This window comes from Ruegeria sp. R8_1 (assembly GCF_017743815.1).
In the GTDB taxonomy this organism is placed as follows: Bacteria; Pseudomonadota; Alphaproteobacteria; order Rhodobacterales; family Rhodobacteraceae; genus Ruegeria; species Ruegeria lacuscaerulensis_A.
The window spans coordinates 80944-101198 of record NZ_JAGHRL010000008.1; the positions used below are offsets into that span (position 1 = coordinate 80944).

A 20255-nucleotide genomic window follows, 5' to 3' on the forward strand; every position below is an offset into this window, starting at 1 on the left:
GAACTATGTTTGGAATAGATATCATCGACGCGGGCCTGCTGCCCGCCATGTTCATCGCGATGCTGGGCGGACTGATTAGTTTCCTTTCGCCGTGTGTCTTGCCGATCGTGCCACCGTATCTTGCTTATATGAGCGGTGTGTCGATCAACGAAATGCAGGACCAGACTGCGGCGCGGCGCAAAGCGACGCTGACCGCATTGTTTTTTGTGCTGGGCTTGTCGACTGTCTTCCTGTTACTGGGCTTCACGGCTTCGGCCTTTGGCGCGTTTGTCCTGCAAAACCAAGTGCTTTTCGCGAAGCTTTCAGGTGCTGTGGTGATTGTGTTCGGTCTTCACTTTCTGAATGTCTTCCGCATCCCGTTCCTGGACCGTGAAGCGCGGATCGAAACCGGAGATTCGGGCGGTTCTGTTTTTGGAGCCTACATCCTTGGATTGGCTTTCGCTTTTGGATGGACGCCGTGTATCGGTCCTCAGCTTGGCGCGATCCTGTCCTTGGCGGCGTCTGAAGCCTCGGTGGCCCGTGGAACGTTGCTGTTGGGTGTTTACGCTGCGGGACTCGGCATACCGTTCTTGCTGGCTGCAATGTTCCTTAACCGCTCGATGACCGTTATGAACAAGATTAAGCCTCATATGGCGACAATCGAAAAAGTGATGGGCGGGTTGTTGCTGTTCGTCGGCATCATGTTGATCACCGGGTTGTTCACAGAGTTTAGCTGGTGGTTGCTGGAAACTTTCCCGGCGCTGGCAAATTTTGGCTAAAGTACTGATCTGACTTACCTTGATGATAACGCTGCGCTAATCTGCGCAGCAGAAGGTAAGACTATGAACAGTCACGAAAACCAAGAGCAGGTCAAACGTCGCCGGGTATTTTACATTCCCGGTTATGATCCTATACATCCTCGCAGATACCGCGAACTGTACCGTTCGGAAGGAGCGGCGCAGTCTGCGTTGTCGGGATATCAGATATCGGTTTCTGCCAAAATGGGGGACGGCCCCTTTGGATGGCATGTCCATTCGGAACAAGACGGAACCGAGGTTGAGACACAGATTCAGGTGTTGGTCTGGTCGGATATTGTCAGGCACAGCATGTCCAACTCGGTTGTTGCGACTTATGTGCAACTGGTTAGAACCGCGTGGATTTACCTTGCGAGTGGGACGTTTGGACGACTGATGCGTTTACGCAAGGGGCCTGTAATCGCTGCGCTTTATCCGCTTGCGATGCTTGTATTCCAGCTTGCCGTAGCACTGGCCATCGCTTGGGGCATCTGGAAAGGCGGCAGCCAGTTTTTCGACCTCTTTGCCATTGCTCCAGCTATTCTGATGTTCTGCCTGCTTTTGCGTTGGTTTCAAAAGATCGACAACAAGCTATTCGCTTATTATCTAATGCACGACTACGCCTATTCGGCGAGTTTAAAGGGTGAAACGCCCGCCGCTTTGCGAAAACGCATGGCCGAATTCACCGAACTGATTAGGCAGGCGCTGGTTACGGACGTGGATGAAGTCTTGGTTGTTGGCCACAGTTCCGGCGCACATATCGGGGTCTCAGTTCTGGCTGATGTAATCAGGAGTGCACCGGACACAGGCTTCAGACCAGCTCTATCTTTCCTATCCTTGGGTCAGGTCGTACCAATGGTGTCGTTTCTCCCAAATGCCAAAGAGTTGCGGACAGATCTTCAATTTCTTTCCGTTCAGTACAATCTCACCTGGGTGGACGTATCGGCTCCGGGTGACGGATGTTCTTTTGCTCTCTGCGACCCTGTCGGCGTTTCTGGCGTCGCAACCGAAAGTAAAAAATGGCCCTTGGTCTTGTCGGCAGCATTCACGCAAACACTTTCGCCAGAGCGTTGGCAGGCTTTGCGGTGGCGTTTCTTTCGTCTTCATTTTCAGTACCTGTGCGCCTTTGATCGTGTCGGGGCGTACGACTATTTCCGCATCACGGCCGGACCTCAGTCTTTGGCCCAGAGATTCCGTGGACGTAATTCGTCTAAGTCTCGTATCGATATCGCGGTCTCAAAGCACCGGACGGTGATGCTGTGATACCGCCCAAGCCGCCCTCACGCCCAAACCATGTTTCGCTGTGGCGGTACCTCAAGCTGTTTCGTCAAGATATCCTTTCCGCACAACCGCAACGCCTGTATCGCGCATGGATGGCCGAGTTTCGGACTCCGTTCTTTCGATCGTACATGATGAACCAGCCTGAACTTGTTGAAACTGTTTTAAAAAAACGCGCGGAAGGTTTTCCTAAATCTGAACGCATCAGCGAAGGTTTACGACCACTTTTAGGAGAGTCTGTTTTTTTAACCAATGGTGAAACGTGGAAACGACAACGCAGGATCATCGACCCGGCGTTTGAGGGGGGGCGGCTTAAAGATACGTTCCCTGCGATGCTTCAGGCCGCGGAAGCAGCAGTGCGACGAATACGCCCTCTGGTCGGCACCGACATCGAATGTGAAGAGTTAACAAGCCATGCCGCCGCCGATGTTATCTTTCGAACCTTATTCTCAGTACCGATCGAACATGAAGTCGCAGTGCAAGTCTTTCAGAAATTCAGGGCTTACCAACGCCAGCAACCCTTGTTGAACCTGGCCGCATTTGTTCCGCTACCACGGTTGATGCCTCGGTTCCATTCTTCAAGAACCCGAAAAAACGCAAGGGAAATAAGGGCTTTAATTGGAAAGCTGACGCAACAACGTGCTGAGTTGATTGCGCGAGGGTGTGCGCCCAATGATCTAGCAACGAAAATCATGACGACTCCGGACCCTGAGACCGGGACATGTTTCGACACAAATGAGATGGTCGACCAAGTTGCGATTTTCTTTCTGGCAGGCCATGAAACAAGCGCCTCTGCTCTGGCTTGGGCGTTGTACCTGATGGCTTTGTATCCTGAGTGGCAGGGTAAGCTGGCTGCCGAAGCTCAGGCTTTAAATGTCTCTGATATCTCGGAAATGTCGAAGCTAAAGCTGAGCAGAGATGTCTTTCGCGAAGCGCTGCGACTTTATCCGCCTGTCCCCATGATGGTGCGCGAAACTACGTGTCCCGAACGCTTTCGCGACCGCGACGTTCCAAAAGGGGCTCAAATCGTTATCAGCCCGTGGCACCTTCATCGGCACGAACGTCTTTGGGATCATCCGGATGAGTTTGATCCGAACAGATGGGCCACGGAAAACGGCAAGCGTTGCCAACGAGAAGCCTTCATTCCGTTCTCAGCTGGTCCTCGTGTGTGTTCGGGCGCTGGCTTTGCCATGATCGAGGGCCCATTAATCCTGTCCAAATTGCTGCAGCACTTCCGGTTCGAGTTAGTCGAGGGCAAAACGCCGATTCCGGTGGCGCATCTGACTGTCCGGTCGAAAGACGGAATTTGGTTGCGCATCGTTGAGCGCTAACAAACTACCATCGTGATGCGCCATGCTGTATGCGGTTGAAAACAGCGGAATCATTTCGAACGGGAATATCATATGTCCAAATCAGAACAGCGCGAGCAAATGTCCAACGGAGCAGGCTTTATTGCGGCACTGGATCAAAGCGGCGGCTCGACCCCCAAAGCGCTGGCACTCTATGGGGTTGAGGCATCAGACTATTCCTCGGACGAGGAGATGTTTGGAGAAATACAGAAGATGCGCGCCCGGATTATCCTGGCAGATGATTTCACTAATGAAAAAGTTATCGGAGCCATTCTGTTCGAACGGACTCTGGGTGAAGAAATTGATGGCCGAAAAGTCGCTGATTTCCTTTGGTCGGAAAAGCGCATCGTGCCTTTTCTTAAGATCGACAAAGGGTTAGAGGACGAGGCGAATGGTGTTCAGATGATGAAGCCGATCCCCGGTCTGGCCGACACCCTTGCGAAAGCGTCGGGCGTGTTTGGAACCAAAGAACGCTCGGTTATTCATGAAGCCAATGCCGAGGGCATCGCAGCCGTGGTTGCGCAACAATTCGACATTGCGCGGGAAGTGATAGCGGCTGATATGGTTCCGATCGTCGAACCTGAGGTGAGCATCAACTCGGCAACCAAGGCAGAAGCCGAAGACATTCTGAAGGCTGAAATCCTGAAAAACCTTGATCAATTGGACGAGGGGCAGGATGTGATGCTGAAGCTGACGATCCCCACCAATGCGAACCTGTATGACGCCGTTGCCGATCATCCACGCGTGGTGCGTGTGGTTGCTTTGTCGGGCGGATATTCGACAGAACAAGCCTGCGATCTGTTGGGTCAGAACGGTAAAATGATCGCATCTTTCTCGCGTGCTTTGACCGAGGGACTGTCGAAACAGCAATCGAATGATGAATTCAACGCCGCTCTGGGCGGGAATATCGACAAGATCTACCGCGCGTCGATTTAAACAGATCTACGTCGGAACACTGAAATCGCGGCGCATCTGCGCCGCTTTTTCGCGCATGACGCATCCATTTGCGTGATCATTTACAAGCCCCATCGCTTGCATGAACGCAAAAACAGTGGTTGGCCCAACGAATTTCCAACCTCTCCTTTTAAGATCCTTGGACATGGCCACAGACTCAGGCGAGGTTGACGCTGTCTGAGGTTCGGGTGGCATATCCGCCTCATACTGCCAGACATAAGCAGCCAGTGATCCGTATTCAGTGATCAGACGTTGTGCGCATTGGGCGTTATTTATGACGGCTTGAATTTTGCCGCGATGTCGGACAATTCCTTCATCGTGTAAAAGACGTTCAGAATCTACGTCATCAAACGCCGCTACAGCGTTGATTTCGAATTGTTTAAACGCTCTCCGAAAGTTCTCGCGCTTGGATAGGATTGTCCGCCAGCTCAACCCGGATTGAAAACTTTCGAGACATAGCTTTTCGAACAAGCGTTGGTCATCCGCAACAGGATATCCCCATTCGTTGTCGTGATAATCGAAAAACTCAGGCGCGGCCTGGCACCATTTGCAGCGAGGCTGACCGTCCGGTCCTTGTGTAGTCTGGCTCATGTATGTACCACTTTTGTTCCGGTCGAGCATACACAGCCTGATAGTTTTTAATCAAGCACCCAATATCAGGTACGATACCAGTTTAAAATGTATACACGAATTGCAGATGCCAAGCCGATTTCGGGATCACGAGACACGTCAATTTCAGCCGCTAAAGCATTGATAGACATATCTTTTATTTTGGCAATGTCCCGGAATGCCTGCCAGAACTCATCCTCGAGAGATACCGAAGTACGGTGTCCCTTCAGGGTCAGGGACCGTTTGACGGGGCGGCCGCTCATTCCTCCAACTCATGGTTGTCCAAGTCGCGGCGTTGCTTGTTCAGTACTTTCTCGTCTGCGTCTCTTTCAGACTTTTTGCGCCCAAAGGTAACAGCATTCTGGTCGGCGCGGGCCTTCTTTTCAGCCCGCGCTTTTTCCTTTCGATACCGGTTCAGATTAACCGGCTTACTCATCAGTCCTTGGGACCGATCATTTGCTCGGGGCGGACCACGGCGTCAAATGTCGCTTCATCCACAAAACCCAGGGCAATGGCCTCTTCTTTGAGGGTCGTGCCGTTCTTATGCGCAGTCTTTGCAACCGTCGTGGCGTTGTCATAGCCTATGGTGGGCGCCAGAGCCGTCACCAGCATCAGCGATTCCTTCATCAGCTTTTCAATGCGCGGCTCGTTTGCCTGAATGCCCAGTAGCATCCGTTCGGTAAAGCTATCGGCTGCGTCGCCCAAAAGCTGGATTGACTGCAACAGGTTGTAAGACATCATCGGGTTGTAAACATTCAACTCGAAGTGGCCCTGGCTACCGGCAAACTTGACGGCGGCGTCATTGCCCATGACATGCGCCGCGACCTGTGTCAGAGCCTCGGCTTGCGTGGGGTTCACTTTGCCGGGCATAATTGACGAACCCGGTTCGTTTTCCGGCAAGATTAATTCGCCCAAACCCGAACGAGGACCCGACCCCAACAGACGGATATCATTGGCAATTTTATAACAGCTACCCGCGATTGTCGCCAAAGCACCCGACAAAAAGACCATGGCGTCATGCGCGGCCAGCGCCTCAAACTTGTTAGGCGCGGTCACGAAGGGCAGGCCGGTGATCTCGGCCATATTTGCTGCGACGGCTTCACCCCAGCCGTTTTGAGTGTTCAAACCGGTGCCCACGGCTGTGCCACCCTGAGCTAGCTCATAGATACCGGGCATAGCGGCCTTTACGCGCTCGATCCCCTGACGGATCTGATGGGCGTAGCCACCGAATTCCTGACCCAGAGTCAGCGGCGTTGCGTCTTGTGTATGAGTCCGCCCGATCTTGATAATATCTTTGAATTCCTCGGATTTCTGCTCCAACCCCAAGGCTAGCTTCTCGAGCCCAGGCAACAGAACGTCACGCACGCTCATGGCTGTTGCGATGTGCATGGCGGTGGGGAAGGTGTCGTTCGAAGATTGTCCCATGTTGCAATGGTCATTGGGGTGCACGGGATCCTTCGATCCGATAACGCCGCCCAGAATCTCGATCGCACGGTTCGCGATGACCTCGTTCGAGTTCATATTGGACTGAGTTCCCGACCCGGTTTGCCACACGACCAGCGGGAAGTTGTCGTCGAACTTGCCTTCGAAGACTTCTCCGGCGGCCTGAATGATGGCGTCAGCGATCCGAGCGTCCAGTTTACCGGTCGCTTTGTTCTCCATTGCGCAGGCTTTTTTGATAACGCCCAAGGCCCGCACGATGGCCACAGGCTGTTTCTCCCATCCAATGGGGAAATTCATGATGGAGCGCTGGGTCTGCGCACCCCAATATTTATCCGAAGGAACCTCCAGCGGGCCAAAGCTGTCGGATTCTGTGCGGGTCTGGGACATCTGTCACTCCGTCTTGTATACAGTCGTATGCCATTTACCTGCCACTACGCCACCGTGCAATCGGGCAGTTTCGCGCACCTTAAACTTATGGTTCACAAAGGTATAGATCGACAAATGCTTCATTTTATTTAGGCGATTACAATTCGACCCATTGTGCGTGCTAACAGGTGGGCTAGAATAAGTTAGTCAATGTTGCGGAGAGTCTCGTGTTACTTTCAGAACGGCTACTTGCCCTAAAAATGCTCACGTTCTCTGTTTTTGCGCTCGTGTGCGTTGCGCTTTCGTTTCAACCTGTTCTTGCTGACGAAATAACCCCATTTGTCGGTGACTATGTTGGCTCTGCAAACGTGGTGGATGCGGATGGAGGTGAAGTCCCCAGGGACATGAGCGTCTCGATTCACGAACTTAAAGATGGGTTTAATGTCAGTTGGAAAACAACGACCTACAAAGCAGACGGTCGGATAAAAGAGCAGTCGTTTTCCATTGATTTCAAAGAGTCCGAACGTACAGACGTATTTTCTGCCGCAATGAGGCGTAATGTCTTTGGACACGAAGTGCCTTTGGATCCTATGCAGGGCGAACCGTTCGTATGGGGCCGGATCGAAGGACAAACAATGACAGTTTTTTCCCTGTTCATCGACGAAAACGGTGGCTACGAGTTGCAGCAATACGATCGTACGCTGACCGAAGGCGGTCTGAATCTGTCGTTTTCGCGGTTCAGAAACGGAGTGAAGTCCCGATCAGTCGAGACTTTCCTAAAGCGTAAATAATCGAGCGGTTATTTGCGAAAGCTGTCTAGCGAAACGACGTCGGCGTCGTGTTGCTCTTCTTCTTCCTCTACTTCGATAGTGTCTTCGATGAATTGAGCAACCTCTTCCTCTTCCGGGCTTTCGAAGCGCAAACCAAACTCGACCGAGGGGTCAACAAACGTTTTGATGGACGAATATGGGATATATAGCGGCTCAGGCGCGTCGCCAAAATTCAGTGTGATCGCGAACCCTTTGTCGCCGACCTCCAGGTTTTCAAACCAGTGCTGCACGACGATTGTCATTTCATCGGGATATCTGTCGCGCAGCCAGTCAGCCAATTCCACCCCATCTTGTTGGGTGTCGAAAGTAATAAAGAAATGATGCGCCCCTGGCAGGCCGTTTTCCGAAACGCTTGTCAGAACCTTCTTGATTAGCCCACGCATCGCCGTGTGCATAAGGTTCCCGTAATCAATGTCCTGCGACATGTGTCTTCCTCAAAATTGATGGTCTAAGCATAAGCGATTTCGCCGGAAACGAAAGACCACGATTGGGCGGATTGTTCATAGGAAGTGCGAGGCCATTCCGGCCGCCGCCATGATTGCCAATGTTCGCCCCATGCCAAATTTGAATTTAAATATCAACACCCAAGCCAGCACTGCAAGACACAAAGCGATCAGGTTCGCGGATGCGTAGTCAGGCCACGGAAACGAAAAGAAACCCCATGTTTTCTGCGGGACGTTGTGGAACAGCACGTTTAAGCCGAACCACACCGACAAATTGAGAATCACACCGACAACCGCTGCTGTGATTCCGTGCAGAGCTGCTGACAATCTTGGGCGGCTTGCGAGGTGATCCAGATAAGGTGCGGCCATGAAAATCCATAAAAAGCATGGAACGAATGTTGCCCAAAGCGCAACTGCACCGGCCGCAAGGGCAAGTGGAAACCCTCCATCCGCCTGACCGGTAAGCATAGCCACGAATTGGGTCACTAAAATCAAAGGACCTGGAGTCGTTTCGGCCAATCCAAGTGCATCAATCATCTGCGGTGTGCTGATCCATTGGTACTTGTCCACGACCGTTTGGGTCATATACGCCAACACTGCGTAAGCGCCACCAAAGGTCACAACTGCAAGACGCGCGAAGAACCAGCCGAGGTCCGCCAGTAATTTCTGACCCGTCAGACTAAGCAAAATCAAAGGCGCCAACCAAAGTGTTACCCAGGTCAGTCCGGTTCGGATATATCCTGTTGGAGCGTCGACCTTATTCATTGTCCGAGTTTGGCTGTCGCTCTGGAACCTAAAAAACCCCCAAACCGCGGCGGCCACGATTATCAGTGGAAAGGGCAGGTTAAGAAGAAAGATCGACAGAAAACTTAGAGCGGCAACGCCAATATGCTCGGTATCTTTCAGCGCTTTTCGGGACAGGTTTCTGAGGGCATGCAAAACAATGATGATCACCGCAGCCTTGATCCCCAAGAACCCGGATTGCACAAGCGGAAGCGCGCCGTAACTCGCGTAAAGTGACACCAGCACCGCAATAACCAGAGCACCGGGCAGAACGAACAGGAAGCCGGCAATCAACCCGCCCAAAACGCCACGCAGCCGCCAGCCTGCGTAGGTTGCCAACTGCATTGCCTCTGGGCCGGGAAGCAACATACACAACGAGAGCGCGCGCAAGAATGTCTGCTCGTCCAACCATGAACGTTCCTCGACCAACTCCTGATGCATTAGGGAAATCTGCGCTGCAGGGCCGCCAAAAGACAAAAGACCGATGCGCCCGAACACTTTGATCATTTCGGCTGTGTTTGGCGCCATGGTTTTCGATCCGCTGACCTGTTATGCGGGTCTTCTATCCGGATACCGTCATGCGTTACAGGCTTTTAGCAGGGATCAAACAAGAATTTTTAGGGCGGATTCCGGGTTGTTGGGGAAACAGCGCAGCTTAAAGATTGGAACTGCGCTTTACGCCCAATCCAACCTCTGCCCCGTCATACATATGGGTAAGGTATCCTGAGGAAACTGGCCAAGCTGCTCAAACAGTGAGATGAAGTCGAACTGATTATAGACCTCAACCACGCGATTATCTCTAATCCGGCCCATCATACTGCCGGTCGCCTGTAACGGAGCGCCGTTGTCGGCCCGTGTGGTACGCAGATGAATGATTGCTGACACCCAATCCCCATCTTCAACGATTTTGGGCATGTCGACTTCGATGTCACCCAGGATATGCCGAAAAGCTATCACGAGGTCCCGGAATTCGTCAGCACCTACCTGCATTTCAGGAATCAGCCCTTCGGCCATGGTTTCCGGCGCAAAATAGGTATCAATGGCATCGGTATTCCCCTTTTCCCAGACTTCGGAATACCATTCTCTGAGCACCTGTGCGTGAGACATCTCAGCTCTCCTTTATTGTCGCTCAAGCATGCGCAAAAGGCGTGAATAAAGTCTGAACGCCAGACAGACAGTAGAAAAACATCTTGGGGAAAATGCAGGTTTCTGTTGCCAGGTACCTGCGAACCCCGCCTTACGCGGCTAGGCGCAAGGGCTTAAGTTTCGGTCTTGCTACTGCTTACGCAGCAACTGCAACCGGAGCACGATTGTCGTTTGCAATTGTACTAGTTTCGCCGGTAACGGTGGCAGACAGCCGAGACAAAGCTAACCCCTTTAGACGTTCGTCGATCCTATTTCGGCCCCAAAATCCCCAAACGAAGGATGATTGGTGGAGCCGCCGGGTACCGCCCCCGGGTCCGATCCGCTTATTACGAGCGCGTTTATGTCCATAGTCCCGAAGGACCTGTTCTATATAGGTGAGGTACAATCGGGATGCAATTCCCGAGTTTTCCGTGCGAAGCACGCCAAAACAGATACTTACGTTGTTCTGTTTAGGTTGGCCAAAATCAACCAAATAGCCAGAACAGCCTCGATTCCACCGAATGTCACTGCTTTGACCAAAGGCGGGTTGTCCAAAAGGACTGACACAAACCGCCCGAGTGCCGCGCCCGCGTACACAACGCCCAGCATCGCATAAGCCATGGGCGCGTTAAACCACAGCACTGCTATCCCGGTTACGACGAAAAGCCCTCCCACCGATGCGCGCATCTCACTTAGGCCCATGGTGCTGCTTGTTGGTGCTAAATCCAACGAAGCTGCTGTCCACGCCGGTGCAAGAAAGCCGAACAGGCCAAAGGCAATAGTTAGTAAGGCTGCGACAACATTAAGAACCGGTACCATCTGTTCCTCTTCAAGCTGGTTTACGCTTTTTTTCGGCGACATCGCGCGCCAGTTTTCTTGTGTATTTCTCAAGTCTTAAAAGGCTATCGTCAACTTCTTCCACATCACCGCGCTCCAAGGCATCCGCGATCTGCGTGTGCAGCGAAATGATCTCTTCTCGGGATCTGGCCGAAAAGGTGATCATGTTCATAAGTGGTTGCATCGCCTCGACGGCTCCGGCCAGCTGATAGGACAGGACGGGGTTTCCGGCGCCGTCGACCAAAGCGCGGTGAAAAGCCACGTCTGAGGCGCAGAAGGCTTCGTCCGTCAGGCCCGGCTGTGCTTGTCTGAAGATCTCGGCGCGCATCGTGGCTAGCTGATCGGCCGTCCGACGTTGCGACGAAAGGCGAGCGCAGGCGCGTTCCAGTGCATAGCGCGCTTCGCAAGCCGTATCGAAACTGACAGTGTTCATCGACAACAGTAAAGTTGAGGTTGTAATCTGTTGGGAATAGGCGTCTTCGAAACTCAGGCGATTGACAAAAGCGCCACCGGTTGCACCACGTTGCGTACGAATAAGAGACTGAGCAGCAAGTCTTTTCAGCGCTTCACGAACCGTGGGGCGCGAGACCTCAAACTGATCGGCAAGTTCGGCTTCGGACGGCAGACGCTCATCAACGATCAATTCGCCTGATACGATGGCGTCGCGTATCGCTTGTGCGATTTGTGCAGATAAATCTGCAGGTTTCCGAGGGTCGATTTTCATAATCCTGTGACCGCCTGTGTTTTTTTATTTGTCTGACATTTAAAAGTCTGACATTTGAAAAGCAAGAACTGAGTCGGGAGGAGCATATGAGTCGCGCTGTACTTCGCAGTGGCTTGTGGCTGGGATTCTACATTCTGATCCTGTGGGCGTGGTGGATGATGTTCACCATGAGCCGCAATATGGATTTGGATTTTATCGGCCGCCCCGGTCCGATGGGGCAGGCGATGGCCGCCATGGACCCGAGAATGGACATGTATATGCCCATGGCCGAATTCGGCCCCCTGTTCTGGATGTGGGCAATCATGATGGCTGCGATGATGCTGCCGACTTTGGTCCCGACCTTGCGCAGCTATGACGATCTGATCCGCAGTGCAAACGGCTCGCGCATGGGGTGGTTGGGTGTCCTGACCGGATATTTCGTGGCCTGGGTTGGATTTGCGGCCCTGATCACCGGGGTGCAACTGGCTTTGTTGTTTGGCGGCGTCGTGGACATGCTGGGCATTGCCAAATCCGGGCTTGTAGCAGGCGGCTTGATGATTGCGGTCGGAGCGTTTCAGTTCACCCGCGCGAAAGAGGTCTGTCACGGTGTCTGTCACGCCCCAATGACGTATTTCCTTGGGCATTGGAAAACCGGCTTCACTGGAGGCTTGCGCATGGGGTTGGGTCTTGGCGCATTCTGTGTCGGCTGTTGCTGGGGCTTTATGGCGCTGGGTTTCGTGGGCGGCGTCATGAGCCTGTTGTGGATGGGTCTCGCGACCTTTTTCATGGTACTCGAAAAACTTCCCCAGATCGGCCACGCGATCACGCGTCCGCTGGGGTTTGCACTGATTGCAGGCGGTCTGGTCCTGCTCGTCTATCCCTTGGCATTCGGAGGATAAGCCTATGGCAAACATGGAAATCACACCCAGAGACTGGGAAATCAAAGGCGAGCTGATCCTGAATTGCTCGTGCGAGGTTTTCTGCCCCTGTGTTGTCTCGTTGGGTGCGCACCCGCCGACCGAAGGCCATTGCCATGCCTGGATGGGTATCATCATCGATGAGGGCCACTATGAGGGCGAGGATATCTCGGGCATGAACGTGGGCCTGCTGGTCGATATTCCTGGCCGCATGGGCGAGGGGCAGTGGAAAGTTGCCGCTTATGTGGATGAACGCGCCAATGATGCGGCCTATGACGGTCTGCTGCAGATTTTCAGCGGCCAGGCTGGTGGAACCACAAGCCTGTTTACCATGCTGGTCGGTGAGATCATCGGCGCCGAGCGTGCTCCGGTACAGATCGAACGCGATGGCGCCAAGCGCCGCATTTCGATCGGTCGGAAGATTCAGGGCGAGGTTGAAATGGTCGGTGGGGCCGACCCTGAAAACCCGGTCAAAGTAACAAACTCGAAATACTGGATGGGCCCGGACATCATCGTCGCGCGCGGCACGAAGTCCAAAGTTCGTGACTATGGTCGCGTCTGGGATTTTGGCGGCAAGTCGGCCGAGATCTGCCCGATCGAGTGGCATGGCCAGAAGTAATGATCCTGAAGGCGCAGCGGGGCGGTTAAGGCTGATCCCCCCAAGCGCCGATGGGTCCTGAATGTTTCACTACATTGCTGTGGTGGCAATGGAATTCTTATACTCTTAACCCCAAGACCCACCATCGCGGGCAGGTCCAGAAGATGTTGACCGAAAATGGATCAACGCGGCCTGTCAACGATCCGGTCCCCATCTTGCAGGAGGCCTGAATGCCGCAAGTTTCGCTCTCGCGCCGGTTGCGTCGCACCCCGTTTTCGGAAGGTGTCGAGGCAGCTGGTGTCAAAGCATACACCATCTACAACCGTATGCGCTTGCCCACGGTTTTCGAAAGTGTCCAGGCAGATTACCGCCACCTGAAGGAAAATGTTCAGGTTTGGGACGTATCCTGCGAACGTCAGGTTGAACTGCGCGGGCCAGATGCGGCGCGGCTTATGCAAATGCTGACCCCACGTGATCTGCGGGGGATGCTGCCCGGGCAGTGCTATTACGTGCCAATCGTCGATGAGACAGGCGGTATGCTGAATGACCCCGTGGCGGTGAAACTGTCTGATGACCGTTGGTGGATTTCCATTGCGGACAGCGATCTGCTGCTGTGGGTCAAGGGGATTGCCAACGGGTATCGGCTGGATGTGCTGGTGGATGAACCCGATGTGTCGCCACTTGCAGTGCAGGGGCCCAAAGCGGATGAACTGATGTCGCGTGTCTTCGGTGATCGCGTGCGCGATATCCGTTTCTTCAAGTTTGACATGTTCGAATTCGAAGGTCGCGATCTGGCGGTCGCGCGGTCGGGCTATTCCAAGCAGGGCGGCTTCGAGATCTATGTCGAGGGCTCGGATATCGGGATGCCCCTCTGGAACGCACTTTTTGCAGCCGGAGAAGACCTGAACGTGCGCGCAGGATGCCCGAACCTGATCGAGAGGATCGAAGGTGGGCTGCTGTCTTATGGCAACGATATGACAGACGACAACACGCCACATGAGTGCGGTTTGGGCAAGTTCTGCAACACACACACGGCGATCGGTTGCATCGGCCGCGATGCGCTTCTGCGTGTCGCGAAAGAAGGCCCCGTTCAGCAAATTCGCCCCATTGCGATTGATGGCGATGCGGTTCCTGCTTGCGATCAACCGTGGTCAGTGATGGCCGGTGGTAAGCGCGTAGGTCAGGTGACCTCGGCGGCGTGGTCCCCCGACTTTCAGACAAACGTCGCCATTGGCATGTTGCGGCTGAGCCACTGGGACGCGGGTTCGGTTGTTGAAGTTGAAACGCCGGACGGAATGCGCCGCGCAACGGTGCAGGAAAAGTTCTGGATCTAAGGGGGTGGGGGCTCTGCCCCCGCCGCTGCGCGGCTCCCCCGAGGTATTTTTCGCCAGGTGAAGAACTGGGCCTGGCTTTTCTGAAACGAGAGGAAATCAGATGTTTAATGCATTGGTGATGGAAAAAGACGACGAGAGCGGACTGGCCAGCCCTGTGGTCAAACAGCTTTCGACAGATGATCTGCCTGCGGGTGAGGTCACGGTGGCGGTCGAATATTCGACGGTCAACTACAAGGACGGACTGTGCATGTCGCCCAAAGGCGGCGGTCTGGTGCGCAATTACCCGCATGTGCCCGGCATTGACTATGCCGGCACGGTCGAGGCGTCCTCGGACGATCGCTATAAGCCCGGCGACAAGGTTGTGCTGACCGGCTGGCGTGTGGGTGAGGCCCATTGGGGTGGATATACCCAAAAGGCTAACGCGAAAGCGGACTGGCTGGTGCCGCTGCCGGACGGGCTGGACACGCGTCAGGCAATGGCAGTCGGAACCGCCGGTTTCACCGCGATGTTGGCCGTTATGGCACTTGAAGATCACGGCCTTAAGCCTGGCAACGGGCCGGTTCTGGTAACCGGTGCTGCGGGCGGCGTTGGCTCGGTCGCGACGGCGATTTTGGCCAACCTGGGTTACGAAGTCGCGGCAGTTACAGGCCGGGCCGAAGCGGGCGAGTATCTCAAGTCTCTGGGGGCCACGACCATTGTTCCTCGTGAAGACTTGAACGAGACAACCAAGCGCCCGTTGGAAAGCGAGACTTGGGCAGGCTGTGTTGACGCCGTTGGAGGTGATATGCTGGCCCGCGTTCTGGGGCAGATGAAATATGGTGCGTCGGTTTCGGCCGTTGGTCTGGCAGGGGGCGCCGGGCTTCCGGCAACCGTCATTCCGTTCCTGCTGCGCGGTGTGAACCTGCTGGGCATCGACAGCGTCATGCAGCCCTACGAAAACCGTGTTCGTGCATGGCAACGCGTCGCAACCGACCTGCCGATGGACAAGCTTGAGGCGATGGTACATCCCGCGACCCTGAGCGATCTGCCACAATTGGGCGCTGACATCCTCAAGGGTCAGGTCAAAGGCCGCGTTGTGGTTGACGTAAACGCCTGATCCGGAAACTTATCCTGCGCCCCGGCCGGACATGTCACCGGCCGGGGCGTTTGCCATTTAATGACCGAGAAAAAGCCGGAAACACCTCTGGTCATTGGCACAATTCCCGAGCATCATTGCTATACATCCCGATTGTGATGGCTTATGAGCCTTTCAAACAGCACCTGAAGACGGGGAGTGAGCAGAATGTCTGACGATTTCGAACTGGACACCGATGATCTGAAACGCCGCATGGACGGCGCGATGGCGAACCTCAGGACCGAATTTGCGTCTTTGCGTACCGGGCGCGCATCAGCGTCAATGTTGGAACCTGTCATGGTAGATGCTTATGGCTCGATGACACCGATCAATCAGGTCGGGACCGTGAACGTTCCTGAACCGCGGATGGTTACGGTAAACGTTTGGGACAAGGGCCTTGTCGGTAAAGTTGAAAAAGCCATTCGCGAAAGCGGGTTGGGGATCAATCCGCAACTGAACGGCACGATCATCATGCTGCCTATTCCGGAACTGAACGAGGAACGCCGCCGCGAGCTGGGCAAAGTCGCCGGCCAATACGCCGAGCACGCACGCGTCTCGATTCGGAATGTGCGACGCGACGGGATGGACCAGATCAAGAAAGCCAAATCGGATGGGATGTCGGAAGATGACCAGAAGCTTTGGGAAAGTGAAGTTCAGGACCTGACGGATGAGATGATCAAGGCCGTCGACGCTGCGCTTGAAACCAAGCAAGCCGAGATCATGCAGGTCTGACGGAATTATGCCCGATACCCCTCATACAGCGCCGATTGATGGCCCTCATCACGTTGCGATCATCATGGATGGCAACGGACGCTGGGCGCAGGCACGGGGTAGGCCGCGACTTTTCGGGCATCAGGCCGGTGCACGACGTGTGAGGGATGTGGTCGAAGCTTGCCCGGGTCTCGGGATCAAATATTTGACTGTCTTTGCCTTTTCGACCGAGAACTGGAAGCGGACGCAGGCCGAAGTTGCTGGCCTGATGAGCTTGTTCAAGCGGTATATCATTAAAGAAACCAAAACGTTGGCCCAAAACGGGATTCGGGTTCGCTTTATCGGTGACCGTGTGCGGTTGGATTCGAAGTTGGTTGATCTGATGGACACACTTGAAGAGGCGACGAAGGGCAACGACCTCGTACACCTGACCATCGCCTTGAATTACGGTGGGCGGGATGAAGTTGCGCGCGCAACGAAACGCCTGGCATTGGATGTGGCCGAAGGGCGCCTGAAGCCCGAGGAAGTGGATGAAGAGACGCTGCCCAAGTATCTGGATACGCATGTTCTTCCTGATCCGGATCTTGTCATCCGCACAAGCGGAGAAGCTCGGATTTCTAACTTTCTTCTCTGGCAGTCGGCCTATTCCGAATACGAGTTCATTGACACTCTGTGGCCGGATTTTACGGCCGAAGAACTGGAACGGCTGTGCCGCAGTTATGGCGCACGCGATCGCCGGTTCGGAGCGATCCCGGCATGAGCGAAGGCCGATGGTCTGATTTAACCGCGCGCGTGCTGTCGGCGGCTGTTTTGGTCGCCATAGGCGCTGTCGAAGTTTGGCTAGGCGGGCTTTGGTTCGCAGCCTTCATCGCGGTAGCCTGTGGTCTCATGACGTGGGAACTGGTTCGTATGGTTGACCCCGGCAAACCCGGTGTTGCGGTACAGCTTGGTATCCTGACAGGCGCAGCGGTCGTTCTCAGCTATCACTTACCGCCCTTATACACATTGCCGTTTTTGGCCGCGCCGGCCTTGGTTGGGGCAGGGCAGGTTACTCGATCCAAGGGAACCTATGCGCTGTTCGCTTTCTGGATTGCAGCAGCAGGTCTTGGGTTCATTTCGATCCGCGAGAATATGGGCTTCGGTTGGATGATCTGGCTGATCGCCATTGTCGTGGCCACGGATGTGGCTGGGTACTTCGTTGGCAAAGCTGTAGGTGGCCCCAAGTTCTGGCCCAAGGTCAGCCCAAAGAAAACATGGTCCGGCACGGCCGGAGGCTGGGTTGCAGCAGCGGTCGTCGGTGCCATCTTTGCCAGCTATGCCGGGTTCGGCTTATTGTTTGTGGTTGTCTCGGTCTTGGCTTCGATGGCCAGTCAGGCCGGAGACATCATCGAAAGCGCCACAAAGCGGAAATTTGGCGTCAAGGATAGCTCGAACCTTATTCCGGGTCACGGCGGGTTTCTGGACCGGTTTGACGGTATGATGGGCGCTGCGCTGTTCGTTTTGATCGCCGGGATGCTCTACGCGCCAGGAGCCATGTAATGCGCAAGATTTCCATTTTCGGGGCGACCGGTTCTATCGGTCAGAACACAATTGATCTGATCAACCGCAACCCCGAAGCCTACGATATCGTGGCATTGACCGGAGGCGCGAATATCGAGCGTCTCGCGCAGGATGCGCGCCGACTGAATGCCGATATTGCGGTGACCGCCCATGAAGACAAACTGGACGACCTGCGGGCCGCGCTGGACGGAAGCGGTGTAGAAGTCGCCGCAGGCGCGACCGCTCTGATCGAAGCCGCTGCGCGACAATCGGATTGGGTGATGTCGGCGATTGTCGGGGCGGCAGGCTTGCCGCCGGGTTTAGAGGCGCTGAAACAAGGCGCTACGTTGGCTTTGGCGAACAAAGAAACTCTGGTGTGTGCCGGGTCTTTGGTGATGCAGACCGCCCAGAACCACAACGCGCGTTTGTTGCCGGTCGACAGCGAGCACTCGGCCGTTTTTCAAGCTCTTGTCGGCGAGGACATGGCGACGGTCGAGCGTATTATCATTACAGCAAGCGGTGGTGCATTTCGGGATTGGCCGATCGCAGATCTTGCAGATGCCACGGTCGAACAGGCATCAAGCCATCCCAACTGGAACATGGGTCAACGGATCACGATCGACAGCGCCTCGATGTTCAACAAGGCGTTGGAGGTGATAGAAACCAAAGAGTTTTTTGGCATCTCGCCTGATCGGATAGAAGTTCTAGTGCACCCGGAATCTATCGTCCACGCGTTGGTGGGTTTCGATGACGGGGCCGTAATGGCGCATATGGGCGCGCCCGATATGCGCCATGCCATCGGATATGCGTTACACTGGCCGAACCGACGTCACCTTCCGGTGGACCGCCTGAACCTCGCTAAACTTGGTCAGCTTAGATTTATTGAACCGGACGAAACGCGGTATCCCGCGCTGGCATTGGCACGACAGGTGATGGAGCGCGGTGGCCTCTCAGGTGCTGTATTCAACGCCGCGAAAGAGCGGGCGCTTGATCACTTTATCGCGCATCATATCGGTTTTCTGGCCATGGCAGACATGGTCGCTGCAGTGCTGGATCGGTTTGACGCCGAAAATGGCCTTATTGATGCCCCCATGACACTTGATAACATACAGCAAACGGACCATTTGGCACGTGAGTGGGTAGATGAAGCCGTGACCCAAAGAGCAGGATAGAATTTTGGACGTATTTTCGCTGATCCCTCAATTTGGTAATTTGCTGTACACGATCGGAGCGTTTGTGATCGCTCTGTCGGCGATTGTCGCTGTTCATGAATATGGCCACTATATCGTTGGTCGCTGGTCGGGAATACACGCCGAGGTCTTCTCGATCGGTTTTGGTCCGGTTCTTTGGAGCAGGGTAGACAAGCGCGGCACCCGGTGGCAATTCGCGGCTTTGCCCTTTGGTGGTTATGTCAAATTTCTTGGGGACGCCAACGCGGCGTCCGGCAAGGACGAGACTGCTATGTCTGAAATCCGGGAACAGAGCCCAGAAGAGCTTCGACGCACAATGCATGGCGCACCACTTTGGGCACGATCAGCAACCGTTGCGGCCGGACCGGTGTTCAATTTCGTTATGTCGATATTGGTGTTCGGGCTTATATTCCTGTCACAAGGTGTTACCAAAAGCCCATTGACCATCGGAAAGCTCTACCCGCTTCCTGGCACTGTTCAGGAACTGCGTGAAGGCGATGAGATTCTGGCCATCGAAGGTCAGCCACTGCCTGCGTTCGATGAGGGTGAATCGTGGACGGATTTTACGGATACACTGCCGGTCAAACCTGTTCTGGATTACACAGTCCTTCGGGATGATCAGACGCTGGATGTTGTCGGTCCGTGGTTGTACCCGCCCCTTATCCAGCAAGTTGCACCGCGCAGTGCTGCCATGGATATCGACCTGCAAACCGGAGACGTCATCTACGCAGTCGACGGCGACCCCATCTATGCCTTTGAGCAACTTAAAGACCACGTGGAGCGGTCCGACGGCAAGGTTCTCTTGCTGGATGTGTGGCGCGACGGGGCCGAACTGGAATTTGCTTTGGCGCCGCGCAGAACAGACGAACCGCAGGAAGAAGGCGGGTTCGTGACTCATTGGCGTATCGGAATTGTCGGCGGCATGATGTTGGAACCCGAACGCGAGCCGGCTGGGCTCATTACTTCCTTTAGTGGCGGAGTACAGCAAACACTGCGCATCATTGACGGGTCGTTGTCAGGATTGTGGCACATGATTACGGGCGCAATCAGCACCTGTAATATGTCAGGTCCTATCGGAATTGCCGAAACATCTGGCGCGATGGCCAGTCAGGGCGCGCAAAGTTTCATCTTCTTTATTGCGGTTTTGTCCACGGCCGTTGGATTGCTGAATCTGTTCCCAATCCCTGCTTTGGACGGCGGACATCTGGTTTTCTATGCATACGAAGCCGTGGTGGGCAAGCCGCCCAGTGACGGTGCTTTGCGTGTACTGATGGGTGTGGGCGTTTCCTTGATCCTTGGCTTGATGGTCTTTTCCGTCACCAATGATCTGTTCTGCTAAATAAGGCGCAACCGACCTGC

Annotated in this window: 23 protein-coding genes and 1 other RNA gene; 14 read left to right on the top strand and 10 right to left on the bottom strand. The window is 54.5% G+C overall.

All coding sequences use genetic code 11. The features are described 5' to 3' along the window. Window positions 1–5 precede the first annotated feature (5 nt). The 4 genes from J7380_RS17275 to J7380_RS17290 all read left to right on the top strand — a co-directional run bounded on the left by J7380_RS17275 (window position 6) and on the right by J7380_RS17290 (window position 4336). Window positions 6–758: a cytochrome c biogenesis protein CcdA gene (locus tag J7380_RS17275; RefSeq protein WP_209196986.1), complete on the top strand. Its 753-nt coding sequence runs from the start codon at window positions 6–8 to the stop codon at window positions 756–758. 63 nt (window positions 759–821) lie between these two features. Further along, window positions 822–2036 carry a hypothetical protein gene (locus J7380_RS17280; RefSeq protein ID WP_209196988.1) on the top strand — a complete coding sequence of 405 codons (1215 nt, stop codon included), beginning with the start codon at window positions 822–824 and terminating at the stop codon, window positions 2034–2036. After that, window positions 2033–3382: a cytochrome P450 gene (locus J7380_RS17285; protein WP_209196990.1), complete on the top strand. Its 1350-nt coding sequence runs from the start codon at window positions 2033–2035 to the stop codon at window positions 3380–3382. Before J7380_RS17280 ends, J7380_RS17285 begins: the two co-directional genes overlap by 4 nt. A gap of 72 nt (window positions 3383–3454) precedes the next feature. Continuing rightward, window positions 3455–4336 (top strand): fructose bisphosphate aldolase, encoded by an 882-nt coding sequence (locus J7380_RS17290; protein ID WP_209196992.1) that lies wholly within the window; start codon window positions 3455–3457, stop codon window positions 4334–4336. 6 nt (window positions 4337–4342) lie between these two features. Here J7380_RS17290 and J7380_RS17295 read toward each other — a convergent pair whose 3' ends face one another. From J7380_RS17295 to fumC, 4 genes are all read right to left on the bottom strand, one after another. Continuing rightward, window positions 4343–4945, bottom strand: coding sequence for a DNA-3-methyladenine glycosylase I (locus J7380_RS17295; RefSeq protein WP_209196994.1), 603 nt, complete (start codon window positions 4943–4945; stop codon window positions 4343–4345). Between the two features lie 65 nt (window positions 4946–5010). Then, a complete protein-coding gene (locus J7380_RS17300) occupies window positions 5011–5226 on the bottom strand; it encodes a ribbon-helix-helix domain-containing protein (protein WP_209196996.1) in 216 nt (71 codons plus the stop codon). After that, the gene (locus tag J7380_RS17305; protein ID WP_209196998.1) at window positions 5223–5399 is read right to left on the bottom strand and encodes a DUF4169 family protein; all 177 of its coding nucleotides are present in this window, start codon (window positions 5397–5399) and stop codon (window positions 5223–5225) included. Before J7380_RS17305 ends, J7380_RS17300 begins: the two co-directional genes overlap by 4 nt. Next, entirely contained in the window at window positions 5399–6793 is a 1395-nt protein-coding gene (gene fumC / locus J7380_RS17310; protein WP_170751107.1) for a class II fumarate hydratase, read from the bottom strand. Before fumC ends, J7380_RS17305 begins: the two co-directional genes overlap by 1 nt. A 206-nt stretch (window positions 6794–6999) precedes the next feature. Between fumC and J7380_RS17315 the strand changes: the two genes are divergently transcribed. After that, entirely contained in the window at window positions 7000–7563 is a 564-nt protein-coding gene (locus J7380_RS17315; RefSeq protein ID WP_348539123.1) for a hypothetical protein, read from the top strand. Window positions 7564–7571: 8 nt separating this feature from the next. On the opposite strand, the gene J7380_RS17320 is transcribed toward J7380_RS17315, so the two are convergent. The 6 genes from J7380_RS17320 to J7380_RS17345 all read right to left on the bottom strand — a co-directional run bounded on the left by J7380_RS17320 (window position 7572) and on the right by J7380_RS17345 (window position 11514). Then, the gene (locus tag J7380_RS17320; RefSeq protein ID WP_209197000.1) at window positions 7572–8027 is read right to left on the bottom strand and encodes a ClpXP protease specificity-enhancing factor SspB; all 456 of its coding nucleotides are present in this window, start codon (window positions 8025–8027) and stop codon (window positions 7572–7574) included. 75 nt (window positions 8028–8102) lie between these two features. Further along, on the bottom strand, window positions 8103–9356 hold the full coding sequence (gene chrA / locus J7380_RS17325) for a chromate efflux transporter (protein WP_209197003.1): 1254 nt from the start codon (window positions 9354–9356) through the stop codon (window positions 8103–8105). 147 nt (window positions 9357–9503) lie between these two features. Continuing rightward, window positions 9504–9935, bottom strand: a complete 432-nt coding sequence (locus tag J7380_RS17330; RefSeq protein WP_209197005.1) for an ester cyclase — start codon at window positions 9933–9935, stop codon at window positions 9504–9506. 91 nt (window positions 9936–10026) lie between these two features. Beyond that, window positions 10027–10374: a transfer-messenger RNA gene (gene ssrA, locus J7380_RS17335) on the bottom strand. 35 nt (window positions 10375–10409) lie between these two features. Then, complete coding sequence (locus J7380_RS17340) at window positions 10410–10772, bottom strand: DUF4345 family protein (RefSeq protein WP_209197007.1); 363 nt, start codon at window positions 10770–10772, stop codon at window positions 10410–10412. Window positions 10773–10782: 10 nt separating this feature from the next. Continuing rightward, window positions 10783–11514, bottom strand: a complete 732-nt coding sequence (locus J7380_RS17345; RefSeq protein ID WP_209197009.1) for a FadR/GntR family transcriptional regulator — start codon at window positions 11512–11514, stop codon at window positions 10783–10785. A gap of 86 nt (window positions 11515–11600) precedes the next feature. On the opposite strand from J7380_RS17345, the gene J7380_RS17350 reads away from it, so the two are divergent. The 9 genes from J7380_RS17350 (at window position 11601) to rseP (ending at window position 20235) form a co-directional block, all read left to right on the top strand. Further along, complete coding sequence (locus J7380_RS17350; RefSeq protein WP_209197011.1) at window positions 11601–12392, top strand: DUF2182 domain-containing protein; 792 nt, start codon at window positions 11601–11603, stop codon at window positions 12390–12392. Between the two features lie 4 nt (window positions 12393–12396). After that, the gene (locus tag J7380_RS17355; RefSeq protein ID WP_209197013.1) at window positions 12397–13029 is read left to right on the top strand and encodes a DUF1326 domain-containing protein; all 633 of its coding nucleotides are present in this window, start codon (window positions 12397–12399) and stop codon (window positions 13027–13029) included. Between the two features lie 209 nt (window positions 13030–13238). After that, complete coding sequence (locus tag J7380_RS17360; protein ID WP_209197015.1) at window positions 13239–14342, top strand: dimethylsulfoniopropionate demethylase; 1104 nt, start codon at window positions 13239–13241, stop codon at window positions 14340–14342. 100 nt (window positions 14343–14442) lie between these two features. Beyond that, the gene (gene acuI, locus J7380_RS17365; RefSeq protein WP_209197017.1) at window positions 14443–15438 is read left to right on the top strand and encodes an acryloyl-CoA reductase; all 996 of its coding nucleotides are present in this window, start codon (window positions 14443–14445) and stop codon (window positions 15436–15438) included. A 186-nt stretch (window positions 15439–15624) separates the two neighbouring features. Then, on the top strand, window positions 15625–16188 hold the full coding sequence (gene frr, locus J7380_RS17370; protein ID WP_170354120.1) for a ribosome recycling factor: 564 nt from the start codon (window positions 15625–15627) through the stop codon (window positions 16186–16188). Window positions 16189–16195: 7 nt separating this feature from the next. Then, a complete protein-coding gene (locus J7380_RS17375) occupies window positions 16196–16927 on the top strand; it encodes an isoprenyl transferase (RefSeq protein ID WP_209197019.1) in 732 nt (243 codons plus the stop codon). Further along, window positions 16924–17706 (top strand): phosphatidate cytidylyltransferase, encoded by a 783-nt coding sequence (locus J7380_RS17380; protein ID WP_209197021.1) that lies wholly within the window; start codon window positions 16924–16926, stop codon window positions 17704–17706. Before J7380_RS17375 ends, J7380_RS17380 begins: the two co-directional genes overlap by 4 nt. After that, window positions 17706–18878, top strand: coding sequence for a 1-deoxy-D-xylulose-5-phosphate reductoisomerase (dxr, locus tag J7380_RS17385; RefSeq protein WP_209197023.1), 1173 nt, complete (start codon window positions 17706–17708; stop codon window positions 18876–18878). The genes J7380_RS17380 and dxr overlap by 1 nt, the downstream gene beginning before the upstream one ends. 4 nt (window positions 18879–18882) lie before the next feature. Continuing rightward, a complete protein-coding gene (gene rseP / locus J7380_RS17390) occupies window positions 18883–20235 on the top strand; it encodes an RIP metalloprotease RseP (protein WP_209197025.1) in 1353 nt (450 codons plus the stop codon). Window positions 20236–20255 lie beyond the last annotated feature (20 nt).

Coding starts and splice junctions, on each gene's coding strand:
- chrA (WP_209197003.1), bottom strand. CDS start 9,356: ATGGCGCCAAACACAGCCGAAATGATCAAAGTGTTCGGGCGCATCGGT.
- J7380_RS17355 (WP_209197013.1), top strand. CDS start 12,397: ATGGCAAACATGGAAATCACACCCAGAGACTGGGAAATCAAAGGCGAG.
- acuI (WP_209197017.1), top strand. CDS start 14,443: ATGTTTAATGCATTGGTGATGGAAAAAGACGACGAGAGCGGACTGGCC.
- J7380_RS17280 (WP_209196988.1), top strand. CDS start 822: ATGAACAGTCACGAAAACCAAGAGCAGGTCAAACGTCGCCGGGTATTT.
- J7380_RS17360 (WP_209197015.1), top strand. CDS start 13,239: ATGCCGCAAGTTTCGCTCTCGCGCCGGTTGCGTCGCACCCCGTTTTCG.
- J7380_RS17350 (WP_209197011.1), top strand. CDS start 11,601: ATGAGTCGCGCTGTACTTCGCAGTGGCTTGTGGCTGGGATTCTACATT.
- J7380_RS17340 (WP_209197007.1), bottom strand. CDS start 10,772: ATGGTACCGGTTCTTAATGTTGTCGCAGCCTTACTAACTATTGCCTTT.
- J7380_RS17295 (WP_209196994.1), bottom strand. CDS start 4,945: ATGAGCCAGACTACACAAGGACCGGACGGTCAGCCTCGCTGCAAATGG.
- J7380_RS17330 (WP_209197005.1), bottom strand. CDS start 9,935: ATGTCTCACGCACAGGTGCTCAGAGAATGGTATTCCGAAGTCTGGGAA.
- fumC (WP_170751107.1), bottom strand. CDS start 6,793: ATGTCCCAGACCCGCACAGAATCCGACAGCTTTGGCCCGCTGGAGGTT.
- J7380_RS17290 (WP_209196992.1), top strand. CDS start 3,455: ATGTCCAAATCAGAACAGCGCGAGCAAATGTCCAACGGAGCAGGCTTT.
- J7380_RS17305 (WP_209196998.1), bottom strand. CDS start 5,399: ATGAGTAAGCCGGTTAATCTGAACCGGTATCGAAAGGAAAAAGCGCGG.
- J7380_RS17375 (WP_209197019.1), top strand. CDS start 16,196: ATGCCCGATACCCCTCATACAGCGCCGATTGATGGCCCTCATCACGTT.
- J7380_RS17275 (WP_209196986.1), top strand. CDS start 6: ATGTTTGGAATAGATATCATCGACGCGGGCCTGCTGCCCGCCATGTTC.
- frr (WP_170354120.1), top strand. CDS start 15,625: ATGTCTGACGATTTCGAACTGGACACCGATGATCTGAAACGCCGCATG.
- J7380_RS17300 (WP_209196996.1), bottom strand. CDS start 5,226: ATGAGCGGCCGCCCCGTCAAACGGTCCCTGACCCTGAAGGGACACCGT.
- J7380_RS17345 (WP_209197009.1), bottom strand. CDS start 11,514: ATGAAAATCGACCCTCGGAAACCTGCAGATTTATCTGCACAAATCGCA.
- dxr (WP_209197023.1), top strand. CDS start 17,706: ATGCGCAAGATTTCCATTTTCGGGGCGACCGGTTCTATCGGTCAGAAC.
- J7380_RS17320 (WP_209197000.1), bottom strand. CDS start 8,027: ATGTCGCAGGACATTGATTACGGGAACCTTATGCACACGGCGATGCGT.
- J7380_RS17380 (WP_209197021.1), top strand. CDS start 16,924: ATGAGCGAAGGCCGATGGTCTGATTTAACCGCGCGCGTGCTGTCGGCG.